The 24,734-nt window shown below is 73.0% G+C and carries 21 protein-coding genes; 13 read left to right on the forward strand and 8 right to left on the reverse strand.

All coding sequences use genetic code 11. The annotated features are described in order from the left end of the window. Nucleotides 1–246 precede the first annotated feature (246 nt). Entirely contained in the window at nucleotides 247–756 is a 510-nt protein-coding gene (locus BJ981_RS17450; protein ID WP_184612387.1) for a TetR/AcrR family transcriptional regulator, read from the reverse strand. A 59-nt stretch (nucleotides 757–815) separates the two neighbouring features. Here BJ981_RS17450 and BJ981_RS17455 point away from each other — a divergent pair, with 59 nt between their 5' ends. Beyond that, the gene (locus BJ981_RS17455; protein WP_184612388.1) at nucleotides 816–1,976 is read left to right on the forward strand and encodes a cysteine desulfurase family protein; all 1,161 of its coding nucleotides are present in this window, start codon (nucleotides 816–818) and stop codon (nucleotides 1,974–1,976) included. A gap of 16 nt (nucleotides 1,977–1,992) precedes the next feature. Here the strand turns inward: BJ981_RS17455 and BJ981_RS17460 are convergent, their stop codons facing one another. Further along, entirely contained in the window at nucleotides 1,993–2,934 is a 942-nt protein-coding gene (locus BJ981_RS17460) for a helix-turn-helix domain-containing protein (protein WP_184612389.1), read from the reverse strand. 55 nt (nucleotides 2,935–2,989) lie between these two features. Between BJ981_RS17460 and rplK the strand changes: the two genes are divergently transcribed. Further along, a complete protein-coding gene (gene rplK, locus BJ981_RS17465) occupies nucleotides 2,990–3,415 on the forward strand; it encodes a 50S ribosomal protein L11 (RefSeq protein WP_184612390.1) in 426 nt (141 codons plus the stop codon). A 13-nt stretch (nucleotides 3,416–3,428) separates the two neighbouring features. Here rplK and BJ981_RS17470 read toward each other — a convergent pair whose 3' ends face one another. Both BJ981_RS17470 and BJ981_RS17475 read right to left on the reverse strand, forming a co-directional pair. Beyond that, nucleotides 3,429–4,472, reverse strand: a complete 1,044-nt coding sequence (locus tag BJ981_RS17470) for a DUF695 domain-containing protein (RefSeq protein ID WP_239139204.1) — start codon at nucleotides 4,470–4,472, stop codon at nucleotides 3,429–3,431. Nucleotides 4,473–4,553: 81 nt separating this feature from the next. Continuing rightward, the gene (locus BJ981_RS17475) at nucleotides 4,554–5,030 is read right to left on the reverse strand and encodes a DUF6194 family protein (protein WP_184612391.1); all 477 of its coding nucleotides are present in this window, start codon (nucleotides 5,028–5,030) and stop codon (nucleotides 4,554–4,556) included. A gap of 87 nt (nucleotides 5,031–5,117) precedes the next feature. On the opposite strand from BJ981_RS17475, the gene BJ981_RS17480 reads away from it, so the two are divergent. Together BJ981_RS17480 and mnmA are read left to right on the forward strand one after the other, a co-directional pair. Next, on the forward strand, nucleotides 5,118–5,840 hold the full coding sequence (locus BJ981_RS17480) for a MerR family transcriptional regulator (RefSeq protein ID WP_184612392.1): 723 nt from the start codon (nucleotides 5,118–5,120) through the stop codon (nucleotides 5,838–5,840). A 71-nt stretch (nucleotides 5,841–5,911) separates the two neighbouring features. Beyond that, nucleotides 5,912–6,982, forward strand: a complete 1,071-nt coding sequence (mnmA, locus tag BJ981_RS17485) for a tRNA 2-thiouridine(34) synthase MnmA (RefSeq protein ID WP_184612393.1) — start codon at nucleotides 5,912–5,914, stop codon at nucleotides 6,980–6,982. A gap of 74 nt (nucleotides 6,983–7,056) precedes the next feature. On the opposite strand, the gene BJ981_RS17490 is transcribed toward mnmA, so the two are convergent. From BJ981_RS17490 to BJ981_RS38245, 3 genes are all read right to left on the reverse strand, one after another. Then, entirely contained in the window at nucleotides 7,057–7,701 is a 645-nt protein-coding gene (locus BJ981_RS17490) for an MBL fold metallo-hydrolase (RefSeq protein ID WP_184612394.1), read from the reverse strand. After that, nucleotides 7,698–9,875: a peptidase domain-containing ABC transporter gene (locus BJ981_RS17495; protein WP_239139205.1), complete on the reverse strand. Its 2,178-nt coding sequence runs from the start codon at nucleotides 9,873–9,875 to the stop codon at nucleotides 7,698–7,700. Before BJ981_RS17495 ends, BJ981_RS17490 begins: the two co-directional genes overlap by 4 nt. 183 nt (nucleotides 9,876–10,058) lie before the next feature. Next, a complete protein-coding gene (locus tag BJ981_RS38245) occupies nucleotides 10,059–10,187 on the reverse strand; it encodes a hypothetical protein (RefSeq protein WP_260324658.1) in 129 nt (42 codons plus the stop codon). A 191-nt stretch (nucleotides 10,188–10,378) separates the two neighbouring features. Between BJ981_RS38245 and BJ981_RS17500 the strand changes: the two genes are divergently transcribed. The 3 genes from BJ981_RS17500 (at nucleotide 10,379) to ligA (ending at nucleotide 14,458) form a co-directional block, all read left to right on the forward strand. Then, nucleotides 10,379–11,389, forward strand: a complete 1,011-nt coding sequence (locus BJ981_RS17500) for a methionine synthase (RefSeq protein WP_184612395.1) — start codon at nucleotides 10,379–10,381, stop codon at nucleotides 11,387–11,389. Between the two features lie 98 nt (nucleotides 11,390–11,487). Continuing rightward, nucleotides 11,488–11,964 (forward strand): hypothetical protein, encoded by a 477-nt coding sequence (locus tag BJ981_RS17505; protein WP_184612396.1) that lies wholly within the window; start codon nucleotides 11,488–11,490, stop codon nucleotides 11,962–11,964. A gap of 253 nt (nucleotides 11,965–12,217) precedes the next feature. Beyond that, a complete protein-coding gene (ligA, locus tag BJ981_RS17510) occupies nucleotides 12,218–14,458 on the forward strand; it encodes an NAD-dependent DNA ligase LigA (protein WP_184612397.1) in 2,241 nt (746 codons plus the stop codon). Nucleotides 14,459–14,468: 10 nt separating this feature from the next. Here ligA and BJ981_RS17515 read toward each other — a convergent pair whose 3' ends face one another. Beyond that, nucleotides 14,469–15,410, reverse strand: coding sequence for an SDR family NAD(P)-dependent oxidoreductase (locus tag BJ981_RS17515; protein ID WP_184612398.1), 942 nt, complete (start codon nucleotides 15,408–15,410; stop codon nucleotides 14,469–14,471). A gap of 257 nt (nucleotides 15,411–15,667) precedes the next feature. On the opposite strand from BJ981_RS17515, the gene BJ981_RS17520 reads away from it, so the two are divergent. From BJ981_RS17520 to BJ981_RS17545, 6 genes are all read left to right on the forward strand, one after another. Then, nucleotides 15,668–16,243 (forward strand): TetR/AcrR family transcriptional regulator, encoded by a 576-nt coding sequence (locus tag BJ981_RS17520; protein WP_184612399.1) that lies wholly within the window; start codon nucleotides 15,668–15,670, stop codon nucleotides 16,241–16,243. 319 nt (nucleotides 16,244–16,562) lie between these two features. Then, complete coding sequence (locus BJ981_RS17525) at nucleotides 16,563–18,635, forward strand: putative bifunctional diguanylate cyclase/phosphodiesterase (protein WP_184612400.1); 2,073 nt, start codon at nucleotides 16,563–16,565, stop codon at nucleotides 18,633–18,635. A 136-nt stretch (nucleotides 18,636–18,771) separates the two neighbouring features. Beyond that, nucleotides 18,772–19,071: an Asp-tRNA(Asn)/Glu-tRNA(Gln) amidotransferase subunit GatC gene (gene gatC, locus BJ981_RS17530; RefSeq protein ID WP_184612401.1), complete on the forward strand. Its 300-nt coding sequence runs from the start codon at nucleotides 18,772–18,774 to the stop codon at nucleotides 19,069–19,071. Next, nucleotides 19,068–20,558 (forward strand): Asp-tRNA(Asn)/Glu-tRNA(Gln) amidotransferase subunit GatA, encoded by a 1,491-nt coding sequence (gene gatA / locus BJ981_RS17535; protein ID WP_184612402.1) that lies wholly within the window; start codon nucleotides 19,068–19,070, stop codon nucleotides 20,556–20,558. The genes gatC and gatA overlap by 4 nt, the downstream gene beginning before the upstream one ends. Nucleotides 20,559–20,575: 17 nt before the next feature. Continuing rightward, nucleotides 20,576–22,063, forward strand: coding sequence for an Asp-tRNA(Asn)/Glu-tRNA(Gln) amidotransferase subunit GatB (gatB, locus tag BJ981_RS17540; protein ID WP_184616203.1), 1,488 nt, complete (start codon nucleotides 20,576–20,578; stop codon nucleotides 22,061–22,063). 218 nt (nucleotides 22,064–22,281) lie between these two features. After that, on the forward strand, nucleotides 22,282–24,666 hold the full coding sequence (locus tag BJ981_RS17545) for a VanW family protein (protein ID WP_184612403.1): 2,385 nt from the start codon (nucleotides 22,282–22,284) through the stop codon (nucleotides 24,664–24,666). The last annotated feature ends 68 nt before the right edge of the window (nucleotides 24,667–24,734 follow it).

The following is a 24,734-nucleotide window of genomic DNA, read 5'->3' on the forward strand; positions in this document are numbered from 1 at the left end:
GATCGGTCGCCGGGCCGTCCCGGCGGCGGCGGGATGCGTACGGGCATGGGGGAGGGGCGAGACCCGGGGAACCGGGCATGCCGATGCCGGGCCGCTGGACGGCTCGGAGTTGGAGTGGCAGTGGGGGAAGTGGGGGAAGGTGACGCGGACGCCGAGGGGGAAGGGGCGGCGTGCCGGGGGAGGTGGCACGCGGCGGCGGGCCGGAAGGGCTCCGGCCGGGTCACGGCGTCCGGGACGTCGGGAAGGTCAGGAACCGGGGAGGATCGCCAGGAGCCTGCGGTGCAGCTCCTCGTACTGCTCGTCGGCGTAGAAGGCGGGATCGTGGGTCACGACGTCCCACAGCCCCTCACAGGTGAGGCGGACGATGCCGGCGGCGACGGGGTCGGACTCGGACTCCATGCCCTCGCGATGCCATCGGGCCATCGCCTCGCGCATCGGGGCCAATAACTGGGGGTCCCCCGCCGCGCCCGTGACGACGGCCCACCGCCGGAGCCGCCCGCTGCGGACCGCCGTGAGCGTCGCCGCGAGGTAGGCACGGGTGTAGGAGCTCTCGTCCTGGGCGGCCACCAGCTCGTCGAAGTCGGCGATCAGCCGCTCGATCATGCCCTTGATCAGGGCCTCTTTCGTGCTGAAGTGGTAGAGCAGACCGCCTTTGCTGACGCCGGCGCGCTCGGCCACGGCCGACAGCGTGAGGCACGTGGCCCCCTGCTCGGCCAGCAGCTCCTCCGCCGCGTTCAAAAGCTCGTCTCTCCGCACGTCCGCTACTGTACCGTCCGGACGGTACAGTCGGCAAACGTGGGTACCCTGAAGGGGCCATGGCATACCTAGACCACGCGGCGACCACGCCGATGCTCCCCGAAGCGATCGAGGCGATGACCGCTCAACTCGCGCGGGTCGGAAACGCCTCATCCCTCCACGCCGCCGGACGCCGCGCGCGCCGGGTCGTCGAAGAGTCGCGCGAGACCGTCGCCGACGCCCTCGGCGCGCGGCCCAGCGAGGTCGTCTTCACCTCGGGCGGCACCGAGGCCGACAACCTCGCCATCAAGGGCCTCTACTGGGCCCGCCACATCGCCCGCGGCGCCCATCGCATCCTGATCAGCGCCGTCGAGCACCACGCCGCCCTCGACCCCGCGCACTGGCTCGGCGAACGGCAGGACGCCGTGATCGAGTCGCTGGAGGTCGACGAGCACGGCCGCGTCCATCCGGACACGCTGCGCGCGGCCGTCGAACGCGACCCCGGCGGCGTGGCGCTGGTCAGCGTCATGTGGGCCAACAACGAGGTCGGCACCGTCCAGCCGGTCGCCGAACTGGCCGCCATCGCCGCCGGGCACGGCATCCCGTTCCACACCGACGCCGTGCAGGCCGTCGGGCAGCTCCCGGTGTCCTTCGCCGCCTCGGGCGCCCAGGCGCTGGCCCTGTCCGGGCACAAGCTGGGCGGCCCCATGGGCGTGGGCGCGCTGCTGCTGGCCAGGGGGACCGACCCCGTCCCCGTGCTGCACGGCGGCGGCCAGGAGCGCGACGTGCGCTCCGGCACGCTCGACGCCCCCGCCATCGCCGGTTTCGCCGCCGCCGTGCGCGCGGCCGTGGACCACCGCGAGGAGCACGCCGCGCGGCTGACCGCCCTGCGCGACGAGCTGATCGCCCGGGTCAGGACGGCCGTCCCCGACGTGATCCTCAACGGCCACCCCGAGGACCGCCTGCCCGGCAACGCGCACTTCTCCTTCCCCGGCTGCGAGGGCGACGCGCTGCTGATGCTGCTCGACGCCAAGGGCGTGGAGTGCTCCACCGGCTCGGCCTGCTCCGCCGGCGTCGCCCAGCCCTCCCATGTCCTCCTCGCCATGGGCGCCGACGCCACCCGCGCCCGCGGCTCCCTCCGCTTCTCCCTCGGCCACACCTCCACCCGCGCCGACATCGACGCCTTGCTCGCCGTCCTCCCCGGCGCCGTCGAACGCGCCCGGCGGGCCGGGGTGTCCTAGCGTCCCGGGCCGCCCGTCAGGAGGGGGGAACGGTCACGCCGAGGGCCCTGGCGATCCAGTGGTGGGCGATCGTCTCGGGTGGAGGCCAGGGGGTGCCGTTGATGACGGCCACCAGGCGCCACTGGTGTTCGGCGCGGGGGTCGTGTTCCTCGTAGCCGCGTGCCAGCGTGCGGCGTAGTTCGGGGCCGTCCTCGGCTCCGTGCATCCGCGCGAGGAGGGCCACCACCCGGTCGAGGACGGGGGCCGCCTCGGGTGTGCCGGGCTCGACGCCCTCGGCGATGGCGGCCCGCACCACCGCGACGACGGCGGCGTTCGTCTCCTGCCACCCCTTCGCGTCGAAGCCGCCTTCGCGCCGGTCCCAGTAATCCTCGCTCTGCCGGCGCAGCGCGGTGCGGTAGTCGTCGTCGGAGAGCAGGTCGACCAGTTCCAGCCAGGCGTCGAGCTGTTCGATGGTCGGCTCGGGCGGCAGTTCGGGCATCATCGCCTCGCGCAGGCACGTCAGCCACTGCTCGCGCGCGCCGACGCCGCCGCCGACCTCGGCCACGAACGAGTCCAGCAGCGCGTCCCGCTCGGCGGCGCCGATGCGGCCCAGGGTGTTCAGCCTGCGCAGGTCCTCCTCGGAGGGGTCGCCGCGCTCCAGCGTCGCCCGTAGCACGGCGCGGGTGCGCTGGAGGCTCTTGAGCTGGGACTCCACGGTGCGCAGGTGCAGGTCGAGCACCTGGCGGAGATCGCGCTCGCCCAGGGAGCGGATCGTGGCGAGGCCGACGCCGATCTCGCGCAGCGTGCGGACGAGTTCGAGGCGCGCGACGTCGGCCTCGCCGTACAGGCGGTAGCCGGCGGGGGTGCGGTCGCGCTCCGGCAGGACTCCGGCGTCGGAGTAGAAGCGGATGGTCTTGACGGGCAGGCCGGACAGCCGTGAGAGCTGGCCGATCGTGTACGTGTCAGGCGGCCTGGTCATACGCCCGATTATTCCAGTTGAGCCTCCAGTAACTGGACACTTTACGGTTTCCGACATGGCGAAGAACAAGGTCACCAGAGTCGTGAAACTGCAGGTCAGGGCGGGGGAGGCCAGTCCCGCGACGGTCGGGAAGGACCTGGGGCCGCTCGGCATCAACCTGATGGACTTCTGCCGCAGGTACAACGCCGAGACCGAGGGCCGGCGGGGCTTCGTGGTCCCCGCCGAGATCACCGTGTACGAGGACCGCTCGTTCGACCTCGTCACCAAGATGCCCACCACGGCCTCGCTGCTGCGCCACGCCGCGGGCCTCCAGGCGGGCAGCCCCCGCCCCGGCCATCAGGACGCCGGGTCGATCACCCGCGAGGCGCTCCGCGAGGTGGCCCGCACGAAGATGCCCGACCTGAACACCACCGACCTCGCCCAGGCCGAGAAGATCATCGCGGGCACCGCACGCTCGATGGGCCTGGTGATCAAGGACTGACGCGGCGGGGCGGTCAGGTCAGGAAGGGGGAGACGACGAGCCAGCCGGGGTCGGGGGTGGACTCGACGGTCGGGGTGCCCTCGGTCCAGGTCTCGGCCACGTCCTCGGCGCGCTGGACGGCGTCGGTGGACGGGTCGGCGTAGACGTGCAGGACCCGGTTGCCCTCGCTGCTCATGTGGACGGCGAGCAGGGCGGTGTCGCCGAGCCGCGTGGTCAGCCGCTCCTCGAAGGCGCGCAGCGCCTCGGGCGCGTCTCCGGCGGGCAGGCCGTCCGCGTCGCGTTCGGCGTACGGCAGGGTGATCGCGATGTGCCGGTCGAAGAGGGGGTGGTCCACCGGGCGCAGGGGGTAGCGCGTGGCGGCGACCAGGGGCGCTCCGCCGGCCGTCTGCCCGGTGAGCAGGGCCCACTGCTCGCCCTGGTGCTCGGCGGCCAGGTCGGCGACCATGGTGGGCAGGTAGATGGCCGGGACGGCGTCGATGGGCGGGGCCGTGGCGGCGGTGACGTCGCCGATCCAGCGGGCGACCTCGTCCTCGCCGATCAGCCGGTCGAGCGCGAGGAAGGCCGCGGCGGCACGGTCCTCGTCCCCCAAGTCCGGAAAAATCGGGTGATAAGCGGAGATGTCCATGCGGGGCGCGCCGGGCGGCACCCGCAGGCCCAGCACCAGCTTGCCCAGGGCGAACTCGCGCCCGTCCACCTCCAGCACGAGATCGGCCGGGTGTGAGGACGCCTGCCGTGACGGGTGGAACTCCCACAGCGCGTCCGGCGGCGGCGCCGCGCGCGCCCAGCGGTGCGCGAGCGGGCGCAGCTCGGGATCGCCGTCGCAGGAAACCACCAGCGACCGCAGCGCCTCCCGGCCCGGCGTGATCTCGGCGACCAGCCCGGGATCGACGGCCGCGACCGCCGAGGCGAGCAGCTCGCCCGCCCCCGAAGCGTCGTCGGCCTCCAGCAGCGCGTCGACCTGCGGCCGCGTCCGCGCCCACCAGACCCAGAAATCGACGACGGCGGCGTCCCCCTGGCGGCCCTGGTCGCTCTCCTGCCCGAAGAATTCCATGGGCATGGATCCTCCCAGCCGTCACCGGCGAACGCCAACGTGGACACGTTCGCCTTTCCGGCCTGTGAAGGCGCGGCGACAGGACGATCAGCTGTCCGGCACGCCCGCGCGCCGCTCATGGCGTGCGCGGGCGAGGCGATAGGCCGTGCCCAGCAGCTCACGGGTCGCCGCCTCGGTGCGCGGGCCCGGGTTCACCACCGCCAGCCAGCCGAGCGTGCCGTAGACGGGATGGGCGATCACGGTGTCGGCGGCGGCGGGGTCGGCGTCCGCGGCGGCCGGTTCCCGGGGCGCGTGACCGGTCCACCGGACGAACTCCTCTTTCCCGGCGGAGACGTTCACGCGGAAGACGCCCGGCCGGTCCAGCCGCGACGCCTCGTCGTCGGGGTAGTTCTTGGTCACGATCGTCGCGAAGGGCTGGGTCGTCGTCGGGACGACGCCGTCGGGCGAGTAGTAGAAGAACGTGTCGCCCCAGGCGAGCTCCGGCGTGCCGTCACCGGGCCCCGGCCTGAGGGTCAGGACGCCGTCCAGGCCGCCGACGAGGCCGATGATCTCTTCCATGGTCATGTGTTCTAGCGTGGCATTGAAGTGCTTGTGGAGACTTCGTGGTGGATATCGAGGAGTTTTCCCGTGTCAGGTCGCCAATCGCATGGCATGCGCACCGTCGATGTCGCACGGCGTGCCGGGTGCTCCGTGCAACAGGTGCGCAATCTGGAGCGCGACGGCGTGCTGCCGCCGGCGGCGCGCACCGGCGCGGGCTACCGGGTCTACGGGGAGATACACCTGCGGTCCGCGCTGGCCTACCGCGCCCTGGCGGCGGGCGCGGGTCCGGCCGAGGCCAAGAAGATCGTCCGGACCGCTCATGGGTTCCCCGCCTCGGAGGTGCTCGCCCTCCTCGACGCGGCGCACGCCCGGCTCGACGCGGAACGCACGGAACTCCGGCAGGCCAGGCAGGCCGTCCAGGCGATCTCCGGCGAGCCGGTCGACGACGTGCGCGCCTCGGACGCGATGAGCGTCTCCGAACTCGCCGCCGCGCTCGGTGTGCGCCCGTCGACGCTGCGGCACTGGGACGCGGAGGACCTCGTCGTCCCGGACCGCGACCCCGTCCGGGGGACGCGACGCTACACACCGGCCCAGGTGCGGGACGCCCGGATCGTTCACCAGCTCCGCAGGGCCGGTTACCGCATCGCACCGCTCCGGGCCCTGATGCCGGAGCTACGCCGCGCCCGCCGGCTGGACGAGGTCGCCACCGCGCTGGCCGCCAGAGACGCCGGCATCGCGGCGCGCTCCCAAGCCCTCCTCGACGGCGCCGCCGCGCTCAGCGCCGTGCTCACCCTGACAGCCCACGACGCCGCCGCCGCGCCCCATGGGGAGTGAGCCGGTCTTCGGCCGGAGGCCGTGCGCGGATACCCGAGGGGGGTCGTGGGCAGGGTAATCTCGGGAGTGTTATGAGTCTTCGTGTGCTTGCCGCCATGTCCGGCGGCGTCGACTCCGCGGTGGCCGCGGCCCGGATCGCCGAGGCCGGGTACGACGTCACCGGGGTTCACCTGGCGCTCTCGTCGAACCCCAAGTCGTACCGCACCGGCGCGCGCGGCTGCTGCACGCTGGAGGACTCCCGCGACGCCCGCCGGGCCGCCGACGTCATCGGCATCCCCTTCTACGTCTGGGACATGGCCGAGCGGTTCCACCGCGACGTCGTCGAGGACTTCGTCAGCGAGTACGCCGCGGGCCGCACCCCGAATCCCTGTCTGCGCTGCAACGAGAAGATCAAGTTCGAGGCCGTGCTCGACCGGGCGCTGGCCCTCGGCTTCGACGCGGTCGCCACCGGCCACCACGCCCGCCTGGAGGACGGGGTGCTGCGCCGGAGCGTCGACGCGGGCAAGGACCAGTCGTACGTCCTCGGCGTGCTGACGCGCGACCAGCTCTCCCACGCGATCTTCCCGCTGGGCGGCTCCACCAAGGCGCAGGTGCGTGAGGAGGCCGCCGCCCGCGGCCTGACCGTGGCCGACAAGCCCGACAGCCACGACATCTGCTTCATCGCCGACGGCGACACCCGCGGCTTCCTGGCCGAGCGGCTCGGCGCCGAGCGCGGCCCGATCGTGGACGAGACCGGTGCGGTCCTCGGCACCCACGAGGGCGCGTACGGCTACACGATCGGCCAGCGCAAGGGCCTGCGGCTGGACCGCCCGACCTCCGACGGCCGCCCGAGGTACGTGCTGTCCATCGAGCCGGTGTCCAACACGGTCACCGTGGGCCCGCGCGAGTCGCTGGCCGTGCGGGCGATCGTGGCCGAGCGCCCGATCTTCAACGGGCCGGTGGGGGAGCCGCACGAGCCGCTGGCCTGCCAGGTCCAGCTCCGCGCGCACGGCGAGGTGTACGGCTGCCGCGTCCAGCTCTCCGGCGGCGTCCTGCACATCGCGCTGGACTCCCCGGCGACCGGCGTGGCGGCGGGTCAGGCGGCCGTCCTCTACAGCGGGGACACCGTCCTCGGCTCCGCCACCATCACCTCGTCGTCCTGAGAGTCGTGCCCCGGGCCGGGTCCCGGGTCGTGTTCCGAGCCCTGTCCCCGTCCTGAGCCGTCGCGCGGGCCGGGTCAGCCGCCGATGACGACGCTCTCGCCCGGCTTCAGGCGCCGGAAGTCGCCGCCCTGGGCCTGCGCGCTGCGGTCGAGCAGGCCGTCCACCAGCGACAGCCCCACCTCGTTGTACAGGCCGTCGTGGATCGAGAACGCCCGCGTGGGGTTCACGGCCTTGAGGTAGTCGAGCATCTCGGCGGCCTTCATCCACGGCCCGCCGGTCGGGGTGAGCAGCGTGCCCACCGGGCTGCCCGGGACGGTGAACGCGTCGCCGGGGTGGAAGACCTCGCCGTCGATGAGGAACCCGACGTTCTGCACCAGGGGCATCTCCGGCCAGACCTTGGCGTGCTCCCGCCCGGCCACGCCGATCTCGAAGCCCGCCGCGGTGAACGCGTCGCCCTCGCCGACGACGTTGACCTTCACGCTCAGCCCCTCCAACTGCGCGGCCACCGCCGCGCAGGTCCAGATCTGGACACCGGAGGCGAGCGCGGCGAGGCGCTTGACCTCCAGGTGGTCGAAGTGCTCGTGAGTGATCAGTACGGCGTCGGCGCCCTCGACGGCCGACTCCTCGGTGAGGCCGCCGGGGTCGATGACGAGGGTGGAGCCGTCCTTCTCCAGGCGCACGCACGCGTGGCCGTGCTTGGTCAGTGTCGTGAGCTTCATGTTCCCATCATGACCCCGGGCGCGGTCCGGCCGCCCACGAGCGCCGCGTACTCGCCGCCGAGGGCCAGCAGTTCCTCGTGGCCGCCGCGTTCGACGACCCGGCCCTCGCGCAGCACGAGGATCAGGTCGGCGTCCCTGACCGTGCTCAGGCGGTGCGCGATGACGATCCTCGTCTGGCGCAGGCCGGACAGGCGCGCCTCGATCGCGGCCTCGGTGGCGGTGTCCAGGTGGCTCGTCGCCTCGTCGAGGACGAGCACGCGCGGCTCCGACAGCAGAGCCCTGGCCAGCGCGATCCGCTGGCGCTGTCCTCCGGACAGGCCGTGGCCCTCCGGCAGCGGCGTGTCGTAGCCGAGCGGCATGCGGGCGATCTCGTCGTGCACGCAGGCGAGCCGGGCGGCGGCGACCACCCGCTCCAGCGGCGCGTCCGGGACGCCGAGGGCGATGTTGTCGCGGATCGTGCCGGAGAACAGCGCGGGATCCTGGGTGACGACGCCGAACCGGCGCCGTAGCGCGGGCGTCCACGCGGCGGGCGGGGCCACGCCGTCGTAGCGGACCTCGCCCTCCTCGGGCGCGTACAGGCCGAGCATGATCCGCGCCAGCGTGCTCTTGCCGGAACCCGAGCGCCCGACCAGCGCGATCTTCTGGCCGGGCCCGGCCAGCAGCGACACCTCGCGCACGGTCCACGCCCCGCGCGGGTCGTACCGGAAGCCGACCCCGCGCAGCTCGACGGCGCCCCGGAGCTCGGGCAGGCGCGGCTCGTCCCCGGCGCCAGGCTCCGGGTCGGCGTCCAGGATGTCGGCCAGCCTGCGGACCGCCGCGCCGGCGACCTGCATGCGCTGCACGGCGCTCATCAGCGAGTTCAGTGGCGTGATCGCGGCCAGCGCGACGGCGTTCAGGGCGAGCAGCGTGCCGAGCGTCATGTCGTGGGCGAGCACGCGCCAGGCTCCGGCCCACAGCAGGACCATGGGCGTCATCACGTGGATCGAGGTCTGCGCGGCCACCACGCCGCCGACGGCCCGCGTGCCGCGCGCGGCGGCGTCGAGCTGGACCGCGAACAGCTCCGCCCACCGGTCGATCACCCGCCGCTCGGCGCTCATCGCCTTCAGCGACTCCACGCCCCGGATCGACTCGATCAGACGGCCGTGGGCCTCCGCCTGCGCGGCGAGCTGCCGCTGCGCCAGCGCGCCGGTGCGCCGCCGCGTGCCGAACAGCAGCAGGGCGTGCGCGGCGACGATCCCGAGCAGGCAGAGGCCGAGCACACGGTCCCCGGCCATGACCAGGGCGATGTAGACGACGGCGAGCGGGCCGTCCAGCATCGCGGGGAGCACCTGGCCGGTGGCCAGCTCCCTGATCGCCGTGACGCCCTCGGCCCTGGCGACCAGGTCGCCGGTGCCGCGCAGGGCGAAGAACCGGTACGGCAGCGAGAACAGGTGACGCACGGTCTCGGTGGTGAGGTGGCGGTCGGCGCGCGTCTGGAGCGCCGCCAGCATGCGCACGCGCGCGAGGCCCAGCGCGAGCTGGGCGCCCGCGGCCACCGCCACGCCGGCGCCGATCAACGGCAGCGGGTCCGCGGAACCGGACGGCAGCACCCGGTCGACGATCAGTCCCGAGCCGAGCGGCAGCACCAGGCCGAGCGCCTGGAGCAGCACCGAGGCGAGCACGATCAGCGCGACCAGGCCGCGCGAGCGGCGCAGCGCGTCCAGGAGCATGCGCCGCCGCCAGGGCCGCACGGGCGGGTCGATCCGTCCTGGACGGAAGCCGGGGCCGGGCGTGGGGACGATGACGACGCCGGTGAAGCCGGCGGCGAACTCCTCGTGGGTGAGCCGCAGGCGGCCCCGTGCCGGGTCGGCGACCTCGACACCCCGGCGCCCGTGGCGCTCGACGACCACGAAGTGGCCGGACCTCCAGTGCGCGATGGCGGGCAGGGCCAGCCGGCCGAGCCCGTCCGGGGCGATCCGCATGGCGACCGGCGCGAGGCCGTACTCGCGGGCGGCGGCCACCAGCGCGCGTGCGGTCGTCCCGTCGCGGGACAGGCCGACCCTGCCGCCGACCTCGCGGAGCGTCGTGCGCAGCCCGTGGTGGCGCAGGACCATCGTCAGGCAGGCCGCCCCGCAGTCCGTCATGGTGTTCTGCCGCACCACCGGGACGCGGCGGCGCCGGGCCCGTCCGGACACCCGTCCTCCCCTTCCTGGCGTTCCCTGGCCCGGGTCGCCGTACGGCGGACCGCGACGGGCGGGCCCGGGGCGGCGACCCCGTCCCGGGCCCTTGTGTGAACGGATCGGCGGCCCGCCGGGTACGGCGGGCCGCCGGTCTCGGTGCGGAGCGTGCGCCCGCCGGGCGTGGCGGGCGCGCCGGACTCACACCGAGACGCAGATGCCCGGCGGGTCGATGTAGAGGCCCATCGAGACCTCCGGCTTCTGACCTCCGCTGAGCTGCTCCAGCTCCTCGTCGCCGAGCACCTGCCCGGTCGTCTCGTTCTGGTCCACGCTCACCCCTCCTTTCGTCGAACCTTCACGGGCCGCCGGATCGCCCCGGCGGCGTTCCCGGGGGTCGGCCCGGTGGTCCAAGGAATATGGGGCCGCTCTTGTAATCGGCTTGGACAGGACTGAACAGCACGGGACGGCTCCCGCGGCGGGCGCGTCACCCGATCGCCCGGCAGTCCCTAAGCTTGCGGCTTGTGAGCGAGTTTCCGTGGGGCGAGGCCAGCGCGACGGGGGTGGGCTCCCACCCGGGCGCCGACCATGTCGAGACGTTGCGGACGGTGTTCGGCGAGGTCCCCGATCTGCCGTACCTGCCCGAGCTTCCCGACCGCGGCGTCGGCGCCGACATGGTGGGGCGCACGGCGTCGCTGCTGGTCGACCTGCCGGTGGAGGTCCAGCCGTCCGGGTGGCGTTTCACCGACAGGCCGGGCCGCGACCTGCGCAGGGCCAGGGAACACCTCGCCCGCGACCTCGACGGCCTGGAGGAGGTCGCCCAGGGGTACGAGGGCCCGCTGAAGATCCAGGTCTGCGGGCCGTGGACGCTCGCGGGCACCGTCGAGCTGCGCTACGGCGACCGCACGCTGGCGGACCCGGGCGCGGTCCGCGACGTGGCCGAGTCGCTGGCCGAGGGGCTCGCCGCGCACATCGCCGCCGTGCGGTCGCGCGTGCCGGGCGCCACGGTGGTGGTCCAGCTGGAGGAGCCCGGCCTGCCGGGGGCGCTCGCCGGGACGGTGCCGACGGCCTCGGGGTTCGGGCGGCTGGCCGCCGTGGAGCCGCCGATCGCGGCCGAGCGGCTGCGCGCGGTGCTCCCGCCCGAGGTGTTCACGGTCGTCCACTGCTGCGCGCCCGAGGTGCCGTTCGACGTGCTGCGCTCGGCCGGGGTGCGGGGCGTCTCGCTGGACGCGGGGCTGCTGCGGCGCAGGGACGAGGACAAGATCGGCGAGGCGATCGACCGGGGGACGGCGCTGTTCCTCGGCGTCGTGCCCGGCACGGATTCCCGGCTGCCCGACATCGGCGTGGTGGCCAGGCCGGCCGTCGAGCTGTGGCGCAGGCTCGGCTTCGCGCCCGCCGGCCTGGCGCGCCAGGTGGTGCTCACCCCGTCGTGCGGGCTGGCCGGCGCCTCGCCCGGGTACGCCAGGGCCGCGCTCGCCCGGTGCCGCGAGGCCGCCCGCGTGCTGCGCGAGGACCCCGAGGACGAACGGGACTGAGCCGGCCGTCTCCCGCGAGTGCGGTTCAAGTGCCTCGCAAGCGGCGTGCCCTATTCCTGGGAGTCGTGGAACGACCCAGGAATCCGGGAGAGAAAGTCATGCGCAGCGGTCTTCGCGTCCTGCTCGGCCTCACCACCGCCGCGGCCCTCGGCCTCGGCCTGCCCGCCGCGGCCTCCGCGTCGGCCTCTGTGCCGGCCTCTGTGTCGACCTCGGGGGCCGCGGCCGGCACGGCCACGGCCGCCGAGAGGTGGGAGTGGGGGCCCACGGCGTCCACGGACTTCAAGGGCTGGGCGTCGGGCGAGATCCGGACGACGCGGTCCGGCCTGCGGATCAGCGGCGACGTGTACGACGGCGGCGGCGCCCGCACGTGCACCTGGCTGAAGATCAAGTGGCTCACCGACCGCGGCAAGTGGCGCACCGCGACGTACAAGAACTGCTCGCAGTCCAGGACGCGGTCCTTCCGGATCAACGCCGGGTACATGCTGACCTCGTCCGCCAAGGTGTGCCGGGGCACCTCGGCCCGCGTCACGGGGAAGTGCTCGCACTGGGAGGGCGTGTGGTCCCAGGGCGGCTGACCACGAAAGCCTGATAAGTCGGCAAATAGTGGTTGTCCCGGTCTTTGCCGGACACCCTGGTTCTTCAGGCGATCCCGGGTGGACGGCGCCCGGGATCGCCTGTTGCGGCACGGGTCCGTTTCGTGGGGAAATGTCGGTGCGGGATGGCATGGTGGAGGTAACGATTGCCCAGGTAGAGCGCCGATCCGCGGACGCGAGCACGCGCCGCTGCCCGTAGCGTTCTCCTTGGGCCGCACGAACGAGGGGAGACGGCATGACTGCCGAGGTGGAGGGCGTTCCGGTGTCCGCGCTGGACCGCCACGCCGAGCTGGCCGAGCTGGCCGAGGAGGCCAACTGGCGCTACTACGTGCTCGACGCGCCCACCGTGAGCGACGGCGAGTACGACTCCTGGATGCGCGAGCTGCGGGAACTGGAGGAGGCGCATCCCTCCCTCGTGACACCGGACTCGCCGACGCAGAAGGTCGGCGCGCCCATCTCCACCGACTTCACCCCGGTGCGCCACCTGCGGCGTCTGGAGAGCCTCGACAACGCGTTCAACGACGCCGACCTCGCGGCCTGGCAGGCCAGGGCCGAGCGACTCCTCGAACGCGACCCGGCCCCCTACCTGTGCGAGCTGAAGATCGACGGCCTGGCCATCGCCGTGGTCTACGAGAAGGGCAGGCTGGTCAGGGCCGCCACGCGCGGCGACGGCCGGGTGGGCGACGACGTCACGGCCAACGTGCGCACGATCGCCAACATCCCGCACCGCCTCCACGGCGACGACGTGCCGGACCTGCTGGAGGTCCGCGGCGAGATCTACCTCACCGTCGACGGCTTCGTGAAGCTGAACGAACAGCTCGTCGCCGCCGGCAAACCGCCGTTCGCCAACCCGCGCAACTCGGCGGCCGGGTCCCTGCGCCAGAAGGACCCCCGGATCACCGCCCAGCGCGACCTGAAGATGATCGCGCACGGCGTCGGCGTGTGGGAGGGCTCGGCTCCGCTCCCCGCCACCCAGTCCGGCGTGTACGAGCGGCTGCGCGACTTCGGGCTCCCGGTCAGCCCCCTCTACAAGGTCGTGGACACCCTGACCGCGATCGAGGAGTTCATCGAGAACTACCGGCAGCACCGCCACGACACCGAGTACGAGATCGACGGCGTGGTGGTGAAGCTCGACCGCATCGAGCTGCAGCGCCAGCTCGGCTCCACCTCGCGGGCCCCCCGGTGGGCGATCGCCTTCAAGTACCCGCCGGAGGAGGTCAACACCAAGCTGCTCGACATCCAGGTCGGCGTCGGCCGCACCGGGCGCGTGACGCCGTACGGCGTGATGAAGCCCGTGGTCGTGGCCGGGTCCACGGTCGAGCGCGCCACCCTGCACAACGCCTCGGAGGTCGCGCGCAAGGGCGTCCTCATCGGCGACACGGTCGTGTTGCGCAAGGCCGGGGACGTCATCCCCGAGATCGTCGGGCCGGTCACCGCGCTGCGGGACGGCGGCGAGCGCGAGTTCGTCATGCCCACCCACTGCCCCGAGTGCGGCACCGAGCTGCGGCGCATGAAGGAGGCGGACGTCGACATCCGCTGCCCGAACGCCCGGTCCTGCCCCGCCCAGCTCCGCGAGCGCATCTTCTTCGCGGCCGGGCGGAAGGCGTTCGACATCGAAGGGCTCGGCTACGTCGCCGCCACGGCGCTGACCGCTCCGTTGCCGCCGCAGGAGCCCCCGGTGCGCACCGAGGCCGACCTGTTCGACCTCACCATGGAGCAGCTCCTGCCGATCAAGTCCGTGGTCCGCGACCAGGACACCGGCCTGCCGAAGACCGACCCGGAGACCGGCGAGCCCAAGGTCGTCACGTTCTTCGCCAACATGAACGGCGAGCCCAGCAAGAACGCCGAGCACATGCTCGCGGAGCTGGAGCGGGCCAAGTCGCAGCCGCTGGCCCGGGTGCTCATCGCGCTGTCGATCCGGCACGTCGGCCCCACCGCGGCGCAGGCCCTGGCCACGACGTTCCTGTCCCTCGACCGCGTCTTCGGCGCGTCGGAGGAGGAGCTGGCCGCCGTCGAGGGGGTCGGCCCGACGATCGCCGCGTCGATCCGCGAGTGGTACGCCGAGGACTGGCACCGTGAGATCGTCGACCGGTGGCGGGCCGCGGGGGTGCGCATGGAGGACGAGCCGCCCACCGGGCAGGGCTCGCAGATCCTCGCGGGCCTCACGCTCGTCGTCACCGGCACCCTGGAGGGCTTCACCCGTGACGAGGCGGGCGAGGCCGTCCAGGCGCGCGGCGGCAAGGTGACCGGCTCGGTCTCCAAGAAGACCGACTTCCTGGTCGCCGGCGAGAACGCCGGATCCAAGTTCGACAAGGCGCTCAAGCTCGGCGTCCCCATCCTGGACGAGGAGAACTTCCGCGTCCTGCTCGACAAGGGCCCCGACGCCGTGGTCCCGGTCTCGGAGGACGCCCCGGAGGCGGCCCCGGAGGAGAGCGCCGAGGAGAGCGCCGAACAGAGCGCCGCGAGCGCCGGCTGACGGCCGGAGGTCACGCGTCCAGCATGTCCGTCGTGACCTCCCACAGCCGGATGGCGGCCTCGGGGTCGAGGGCGTACTCCGCGACGCCCCTGCGCTCGCCGCCGGGCCGGTGCGGCTCCGCCTCCTGGCAGTCCTCGAAGTAGCGCCCGCCGACGCCGTCGAGCAGGGGAGAGGCCGCGAGCAGCACGGAGGTGGCGGCGCCCTGCTCGGGGGTCCGCCAGTTGATCTGCCGCAGACCGGACGCGGCCCGCATGCGCTCCAGCTGTTCCTCGCTGACGTGGCGCTGCAGGCGGGTGCGGATGCCGCCGGGCATCAGCGCGTTGGCGGTGACGCCGTCGTCGGCCCAGCGCCTGGTGGCCTCGACCGCCAGCAGGACGTTCGCCGTCTTGGACTGGCCGTACGCGGACCAGGGCTCGTATTCGCGGTCGCGGAAGTGGATGTCGTCGAAGACGATCGGCGAGCGCAGGTGGCCGCTGGAGCTGACCGAGACGACGCGGGCGCCCCCGGCGCGGGCGAGCGCCCGGTGGAGGCCGGTGGTGAGGGCGAAGTGGCCGATGTGGTTGGTGGCGAACTGCAGCTCCCAGCCCTGCGGCGTGCGGGTCTCCGGGGTGGCCATCACGCCGGCGTTGTTGACGAGGATGTGCAGCGGGCCGTCCCACGCGGCCGTGAAGGCGGCGACGGACGCGGGGTCGGTGAGGTCGAGCCGCGCCACGAGCACCCGCTCGCCGCCGGTGGTGGCGGTGATGTCCTCGGCCGTGCGCTCGCCCGCCGCGGTGTCGCGGACGGCCAACGTGACCTCGGCTCCCGCGCCGGCGAGCGCGCGGGCGGTCTCGACGCCGATCCCCGAGGCGCCGCCGGTCACGACGGCGCGTCGGCCGGTGAGGTCGACGCCCGCCACGACCTCGGCGGCGGTGGACGAGGCGGTGAAGGGTGTGGTGACGCGTGCGGCCATGGTCTTTCCCGTCTGAGCGGTCGATGGGTGCCGGTGGAGGGCCCGATCCGGACCTCCGGCGAGGTCGAAGGGTGGCGATCGGCGCGGGTGGTCCCGGTACGATGACGCTATCCGGAGGATCCTCCGATAGAGCCGACTCTAAGCGGAGGATCCTCCGGATGGCAAGCCGGGGCATGCCGTCCGGACGCCGGCGGTCCGGGTCATGACCGGCGGCCACGAGATCGGCCGTCAGGCCAGGAGGAACCAGGAGGAACACCGTGGAGCCCAGCGGCGCCCGACCCCTGCGCGCGGACGCCCGGCGCAACCGCGACCGCCTGCTCGACGTCGCCGCGCGCGTGTTCTCCGAGGACGGGCCGGAGGTGACGCTCGACGCGGTCGCCAAGAAGGCGGGCGTCGGCATCGGCACGCTGTACCGGCACTTCCCCACGCGCGAGGCCCTGGTGGAGGCCGTGTACCGCGAGGAACTGGCCCGCCTGTGCGGGGCCGCGGCGGAGCTCCTGGAGTCCATGCCGGCCGACCGGGCGTTGCGGGCCTGGATGGACTTCTTCGTGGACTACGCCACCAAGAAGCGGGAGATGGCGGACGCGTTGCGCGCGGTGATCGCCTCCGGCGGCGACCCCTACTCCGAGAGCCGCGCCCGCATGACGGACGCCGTGACGAGTCTGCTCCGGGCCGGCGCCGCGGCGGGGACCGTCCGTGAGGACGTGCTGCCCGAGGACGTCCTGGCGAGCCTGACCGGGCTCTCCATGGCGGCGCGGGAGCGCCGTGACCAGGCGGCCCGCATGCTCGACCTGCTCATGGACGGCCTGCGCCACACCGCCGCCCCCCGCTGACCCCGGGGCCGTGCGGGGACCGGCCCGCCGTCGTCGGAGGGTTCGCGCGGCCCTACCGAACCTGGACACCTGCGCGGAAGCCGCGCGGCGCGGGCGCCGGTGAATCAGAATGGTCAAGTGCGGGTCAAACCGCGTGTGGACTCTTGTGGAGGGTTCCAGGGGGCATTTCACGGGATCCGGACCGGCTGGGGGAGCCGGCGGAAGGGTGACAGAACACGAGGTCCCGAAATATTCGGTGACGCAACGTGCCCAACCGGTTTCGCGAAGTGGCCCAAAGGCCGTACCCTCCCATAGTGACCTCTTGGGGGTTTACTTGCCTATGACGGACCCATCCGACACACGCGACACCGCACCGCGCCCGTTCTCCCCGCTCTGGACCTACATCACGGGAGTCGTGGTCACGGGGCTCGCGGCGCTGGGCGTCGCCGAGGTGCGGCTCGGTGTCTGGGAACTCGTCACGCTGGCGCGCACCTCGCTGTTCTGGGTGCTGGTGGTGCTGGTCGTGCTCGGGGAGCTCCGCCCGCTCGTCGTCTCCACCTCGCGCCTGGTCGGCGGCACCGCCACCTCGACCATGTTCACGTTCGCGATATTGCTCTACTACGGCCTCTCGGTGGCCGTGCTCATCCACGGGCTCGCCCTGGTGGTGAGCGGCCTGTCCCACCGCAGGGCCTGGCACCGCGTGGCGTTCAACGTGGCCCAGGTCACGCTGGCGTCCACCGCCGCCGGGGTGGTCCTCGGCCTGTTCGGGCACCATCCGCGCCCGGCCGTCCCCTGGGTGCCCGAGGGCGTCGACATGACGGCGGTCGCGCTCGCCGCCCTCGCCTACTTCGCCGTCCGCGGCGTGCTCGTCTGCGGGGCCGTCGCGCTGCACGAGCGCCGCTCGCTGGCCCGCGTGCTGCGCACCACGATCGGACACCAGAGCGTGGTCTACGCCGCGCTGCTCGGCCTCGCGCCGCTGGTCGTGGTCGTGATGAGCCGCTCGCCCGCGCTGGTCCCGCTGTTCGTGGCGCCGCTGGCCACCATGTACTTCACCGCCTCGATGTCGGTGCGCCGCGACCACCAGGCCATGCACGACGGCCTGACGTCCCTGCCGAACCGCAAGCTGCTGATCCTGCGCACCGAGGAGGCCCTGGCGGAGGCCCGCGACGACACGCGGGTGGGCCTGCTGCTTCTCGACCTGGATCGCTTCAAAGAGGTCAACGACACGCTCGGGCACCCCGTGGGGGACCGGCTGCTGCAGATCGTCGCCCACCGCCTCACCCACAGCGTGCGGCCGGGCGACGTGGTGGCCCGGCTCGGCGGCGACGAGTTCGCCGTCCTGCTGCCGACCGTCCGGGACGCCATGGCCGCCCGCGAGGTCGCCGCGCGGCTGCGCGCCGCGCTCACCCAGCCGGTGCGCCTGGAGGGCATGACCTTCGACATGGACGCCTCGGTCGGCATCGCGCTCTACCCCGACCACGCGCCCGACTTCGAGCTGCTCCTCCAGCGGTCCGACGTCGCGATGTACTTCGCCAAGGAGGGCCGCACCGGCGTCGAGGTCTACAACGCCGAGAAGGACCGCAACTCGCCCGAGCGGCTCAACCTGCTCGGCGACCTGCGCAGGGCCGTCGGCGGCAGCGACCTGCGCCTGCACTACCAGCCCAAGGTGAACCTCGCCTCCGGCATGGTCGAGGGGGTGGAGGCCCTGCTGCGGTGGTGGCACCCGGAGCGCGGCCCGATCTCCCCGTCCGACTTCATCCCCCTGGCCGAGCAGTCCTACCTGATGCACCAGATCACCCAGCACGTGATCGACGCCGCGCTGGAGCAGGCCGCCGACTGGTGGCACGCCGGGCTGGAGGTGCCGATCTCGATCAACGTCTCGGCCCGCGACCTGCTCGACTCCGCGCTGCCGGACACGCTGGAGGCCGGGCTGGACCGCCTCGGCCTGCCGCCGCGGGCGATCCAGCTCGAGGTGACCGAGCGCATCCTGATGACCGACCAGGCGTACACCTCCGACTCGGTCCACGCCCTGGTCGAGCTGGGCATCCCCTTGTCCCTGGACGACTTCGGCACCGGGTACTCCTCGCTGGTCCGGCTCCAGCGCCTCCAGGTGTGCGAGGTGAAGATCGACGCCTCGTTCGTGCAGCAGCTCGGCAAGTCGATGGACGACGAGCGCATCGTCCGCTCGATCGTCGACCTGGTCCGCTCGCTCGGCCTGCGGTCGGTGGCCGAGGGCGTGGAGACCGAGGAGGTCGCGCGCCGCCTGCGCGACATGGGCTGCGACGCCGCCCAGGGCTGGCGGTTCGCCGAGCCGATGCCCGCCGAGGACGCGACCGGGTGGCTGCGGGCCCGCATGGGCGGGGCCCCCGACTCCTACGACCGCCGCGGATCCGCCGAGGTGACGGCCTGCTAGCCCCTGGCCGGGCGCCCGTGGCGCGGCGGAGGGTCCAGTCCGGCCGAACGGAGGTTAATGGTTCGGCCACGTTCGGTCACGCGCCCTAGGATGATGTCACTGTCCGATTGCCATCCATGAAACGGGTTAACGACTCATGTCCGCCATAACCCGCGACGAGGTCGCTCACCTCGCCCGGCTCTCCCGGCTGGCGCTGAACGACGCCGAGCTCGACCACTACGCCACCCAGCTCGACGCCATCATCGGCGCGGTCGCGCGGGTGTCCGAGGTCGCCACCGACGACGTCCCGCCGTCCTCGCACGCGCTGCCGCTCACCAACGTCTACCGTCCCGACGAGACGCGGCCGAGCCTGACCCCGGAGCAGGCGCTGGCGGCCGCCCCGGCCGTCGAGGACGACCGCTTCCGCGTCCCGCGCATCCTCGGGGAGGAGGCATGAGTCTCACCCGCAAGACCGCCGCCGAGCTCGGCGCGCTCATGGCCTCGGGCGAGGTCTCGGCCGTCGAGGTCACCCAGGCCCACCTGGACCGCGTCGCCGAGGTCGACGGGCAGGTCCACGCCTTCCTGCACGTCGCCGCCGAGTCGGCGCTGGCCCAGGCCCGCGCGGTCGACGCCCGCCGCGCCGCCGGCGAGGAGCTCGGCCCGCTGGCCGGCGTGCCCATCGCCCACAAGGACGTCTTCACCACCACGGACATGCCGACCACGGCCGGTTCCAAGATCCTCGAAGGCTACCGCCCGCCCTACGACGCGACCGTGACCGCGCGCCTGCGCGAGGCGGGCCTCGTGATCCTCGGCAAGACCAACCTGGACGAGTTCGCGATGGGCTCCTCCACCGAGAACTCCGCCTACGGCCCGACCCGCAACCCGTGGGACCTCGGCCGCATCCCCGGCGGGTCCTCCGGCGGCTCCAGCGCCGCGGTGGCCTCCTACCAGGCCCCGCTGTCCACCGGCACCGACACCGGCGGCTCGATCCGCCAGCCCGCCGCCGTCACCGGCATCGTCGGCATGAAGCCCACCTACGGCGGCTCCTCGCGGTACGGGCTCATCGCCTTCGCGTCCTCGCTGGACACCCCCGGCCCGTTCGCCCGCACCGTCCTTGACGCCGCCCTGCTGCACGAGGCGTTCTCCGGCCACGACGTGATGGACACCACGTCCATCCACGCCGAGGTCCCGCCGGTGGTCGAGGCCGCGCGCCACGGCGACGTCGCCGGGCTGCGCGTCGGCGTGGTCAAGGAGTTCGGGGGCGAGGGCTACCAGCCGGGCGTGCTGGCCCGCTTCCACGAGGCCGTCGAGCTGCTGGAGTCGATGGGCGCCAAGGTCGCCGAGATCTCCTGCCCGAACTTCGGCTACGCGCTCCCGGCCTACTACCTGATCGCCCCCTCGGAGTGCTCCTCGAACCTCGCCAGGTTCGACGGCATGCGCTACGGCCTGCGCGCCGGCGACGACGGCTCGCGCAGCGCCGAGGAGGTCATGGCCCTCACCCGCGCCGCCGGGTTCGGCCCCGAGGTCAAGCGCCGCATCATGCTCGGCACCTACGCGCTGTCCAGCGGCTACTACGACGCCTACTACGGCTCGGCGCAGAAGGTCCGCACGCTGATCGCCCGCGACTTCGAGGCCGCGTTCCACCAGGTCGACGTGCTGATCTCGCCGACCACCCCGACCACCGCCTTCCCGATCGGCGAACGCGCCGACGACCCCATGGCGATGTACCTGGCCGACCTCTGCACGATCCCGGCCAACCTCGCCGGCAACGCCGCCATCTCCGTCCCCTGCGGCCTCGCCGACGAGGACGGCCTCCCGGTAGGCCTCCAGATCATGGCCCCGGTCCTCGGCGACGACCGCTGCTACCGCGTCGCCGCCGCCGTAGAGAAGGCCTTCGAGTCCCGCTGGGGTGGCCCGCTGCTGAAGGAGGCTCCGTCCCTGTGACCACGACCCACACCTCCATGCCGTTCGACGAGGCGCTGGAGCGGTTCGAGCCGGTGCTCGGGCTGGAGACGCATGTCGAGCTCGGTACGGCGTCCAAGATGTTCTGTGGGTGCCCGACCACGTTCGGGGCGCCGCCGAACACGCATGTCTGTCCGGTGTGCCTGGCGTTGCCGGGGGCGTTGCCGGTGGCCAACGACAAGGCCATCGAGTCGACGATTCGCATCGGGCTGGCGCTGAACTGCACGATCGCGGAATGGTGCAGGTTCGCCCGGAAGAACTACTTCTATCCGGACATGCCGAAGAACTACCAGATCAGCCAGTACGACGAGCCGCTCTGCGTCAACGGCTACCTCGACGTCGAGGTGGACGGCCGTCCGTTCCGGGTCGAGATCGAGCGGGTGCACCTCGAAGAGGACACCGGCAAGTCGACCCACGTCGGCGGCGCCACCGGCCGCATCCACGGCGCGGACCACTCCATCGTCGACTACAACCGGGCGGGCATCCCGCTGGTCGAGATCGTCACCAAGCCGATCCCGGGAACCGACCGGCTCGCGCCCGAGGTCGCCCGGGCGTACGTCACGGAGCTGCGTGAGCTGATGCGGGCGCTGGGCGTGTCCGACGTGCGCATGGAGGAGGGCTCGCTGCGCTGCGACGTCAACGTGTCGCTGATGCCGCGCGGCTCCTCCGAGTGGGGCACCCGCACCGAGACCAAGAACGTCAACTCGCTGCGCAGCGTCGAGCGGTCCGTACGCGGCGAGATCGAGCGTCAGGCCGCCGTCCTCGCCGAGGGCGGCAAGATCGTGCAGGAGACCCGCCACTTCCACGAGGACACCGGCGCCACCACTTCCGGCCGCTCCAAGGAAGAGGCGCAGGACTACCGCTACTTCCCCGAGCCCGACCTGCTGCCGATCGCCCCGACCCCCGAGTGGGTCGAGGAACTGCGCGCGGAACTGCCTGAGCTGCCGTCCGCGCGGCGCCGGCGCCTGCAGGGCGAGTGGGGCGTCTCCGACCTGGACATGGCGGCCATGCACAACGCGGGCGCCATCGACCTGGTGGAGGCCACGGTGTCGGCCGGGGTGCCCGCCGCCGACGCGCGCAAGTGGTGGATGGGCGAGCTGGCCCGCCGCGCCAACGAGTCCGGCACGGCCCTGGCCGACCTGCCGATCACGCCCGCGCAGATCGCCCGGGTCGTCGAGCTGGTCGCCTCCGGCGCGCTGAACGACAAGCTGGCCCGCCAGGTGCTGGAGGGCGTGCTCGCGGGCGAGGGCTCGCCCGACGAGGTCGTCGAGGCCAGGGGCCTGCGCATCGTCAGCGACGAGGGCGAGCTGTCCTCGATCATCGACCAGGTCCTCGCGCAGAACGCCGACGCGGCCGACAAGGTGCGGTCCGGCAAGATCGCCGCGGTCGGCGCCCTGGTCGGCGGCGTGATGAAGGCCAGCAGGGGCAAGGCCGACGCCGGACGCGCCCGGGAGCTGATCCTGGAGAAGCTGGGCGTCGAGGCGTAACCCGGCCGCCGCACACCTGTCCGAGCGGGCCCCGCGACACGGTCGCGGGGCCCGCCGCCGTTTCCGGCGGTGGTGCTCCCATCGCACGGGGGAGGAGTTTCACTCTCCGAACGTCCGTCCGTGGGGCGGAATTCATCCGTTGATGTAGAAGAATTTGCGCGTGCCCGTGGTTTAGGGTGAGGCGGGGGAACAGGTACGGAGCGGGAGGAGACGAGGGCGTGCGGAACGCCGGAGCGTCCATCGACCCGCCGCCCGATCCGTTCTCGGCGGTGCGACCGGACAAATCCGACCCTTCGTCCGGCTCTTCTTCTTCCTCGGCCTCTTCTTCGCCGTCCGGTTCCTCGTCCGGGGGCCGGCGGGGCCGGTCCGGCGACGACAAGGAGCCCGTCTCCCAGCCGACCCGCAAGAAGCTGCCCCGCGGCGTGTCGCCGCTGCCTCCCGGCGTGTCGCCCGAGGCGTTCGCGCCCACGCCGCCGTCCTCCTCGTCCGGCAAACCGCCGACGCTGCCGCCGCCCGCGCCGCCCGCCGAGCCCTGGCCGATGACCGGCAGCCCGCGCGTGCGCTGGAGCATGGACGACCCGGCCGCCCAGCCGTCGATCGTCATGGTCCCCGACCCGCCCAGGCGCCGGAGCCGGCTGCGCCGCATGTTCATCCTCGTCGGCGGCCTCGCGATCCTGTTCATGTTCGGCTACTGCATCCCCGCGACCTACATGTGGGGGAAGGTGCTGCCCGGCACCCACGTCGCCGGCATCGCCATCGGCGGCATGACGCAGACCGAGGCGCTCGACCTGGTCCACGCCCGCTTCGACGTCAACGACCAGCGTGACGTCCCGCTGCTGCTCGGCGGCAGGCCCGTCGGCAAGATCACGCCCAGCGAGATCGGGCTCGCCGTGGACGCCCAGGCCACCGTGGCCGACGCCGAGACCGGCTTCCCGAGCCCCGCCGACGTCTGGCGGGCCTTCACCGGCGAGCGGGAGCTGCCGCTGCGGGTCACGTCCAACCAGGTCAAGCTCGCGCAGGAGATCCGCAAGGTCGCGCAGGTGATCGACAGGCCCGTCCGCGAGGGGCGCATCGTCTACGACGGCGTCACCCCGCGCCTGATCCCGCCGCGCGAGGGCCTCGCGCTGGACCGGCGGGGCGCGGAGGAGGCCGTCAAGGCGGCGTTCGCCAGCGCGCCCTCCTCGGCCGCGCTCACGGTCACGACCATCCTCCCCAAGGCCCGCGAGGACGCCTTCGCTCCCTTCATGGACGACGCGCGGCGCGCGGTGGCCGCGCCGATCCTCCTCACCAACGGCGGCAGGCGGGCGACGCTGACCCCGGCGGCCGTCGCCGAGAACCTCGTCTTCGCCCCCGGCGAGCAGGGCGACGTGGGCCCCAGGTTCGACACCCACCGGGCGATCGGTGACCTGGAGGCCGGGCTCGTGGGCGTCGCCGAGGCCGCGCGGCCCGCCGGGTTCGTCATCGAGGAGGACGCCCCGAGGCTCGTCCCCGCCCGCACGGGCAAGGGGGTCGACGTGGCCAAGTTCGACACGGCGCTGGCGCGGCTGATGGACCAGGGCGGGCGCCGCGTCATCCCGGTGTCGCTGGCCCTCACGCCGCCCACCCTCACCGACGAGCAGGCGCTCGGGCTCGGCGTGAAGGAGAAGGTCTCCACGTTCACGACGACCTTCCGGTGCTGCGCCGCGCGGGTGACCAACATCCAGCGGGCGGCCAGGCTCGTGGACGGGCGGGTGGTCAAGCCGGGGGAGACGTTCTCGCTCAACGAGGTCGTGGGGCGTCCCCAGTCGTCCCGGGGGTTCGTGACGGCCCAGGCCGTGCAGGGCGACCGGCTCGTGACGATCATGGGCGGCGGCATCTCGCAGCTCGCGACCACCATGTACAACGCGACCTACCTCGCGGGCCTGGAGGACGTCGAGCATTCCCAGCACGTCATCCACATCCCGCGCTATCCGCCCGGGCGGGACGCGGCGGTCTTCTACCCCGAGCCCGACCTGCGGTGGCGCAACGACACGCAGTACGGGATCCTCGTGACGGCCGAGGCCACGGGCATGTCGGTCACCGTCACCCTCTGGAGCACCAAGGTCTACGACAAGATCGAGGCCGAGACCTCCGCGAAGACCGCGATCACCCAGCCGCAGACCTTCACCTACGACGGCGGTGACTGCGTCCCCACGGAGGGCGCGCCCGGGTTCACGGTCACGGTGACCCGCGTGTTCTCCAAGGACGGCGCGGTGGTGCGGCGCGACGAGCCGCAGACCCTGACCTATGACCCGCAGGCGCGGGTGAACTGCACGACGGCCCGCTCGCCCACCTCCGATCCGGAGCTGCGCCGCCCGCCGGCGGGGAACGACTCGACACCCACGGTGACGCCGTCACCATCCCCGACCGGACAGAAACGATTAAAGAAGAACAATAACGACAAAAATAACGAACCAGTCAAAAACCCCAAAGCCACCCCTAATAACACCAAGAACGTCGGCAATCCCACGCCCAAGCCGAAAGCCACCAAGACCCTCACGCCGAACGGCAACGGCAACGGCAACGGCAACGGCAACGGCAACGGCAACGGGAACGGGAACGGGAACGGCAATGGCAAGAAGTGAGCCCGGCTCCTGAGACGCCGCCCCCGCCCCGCGCCGGCGAGAACACCCGGCTCCCCCTCAGAGCACCC

The organism is Sphaerisporangium krabiense (genome assembly GCF_014200435.1).
Classification (GTDB): domain Bacteria; phylum Actinomycetota; class Actinomycetes; order Streptosporangiales; family Streptosporangiaceae; genus Sphaerisporangium; species Sphaerisporangium krabiense.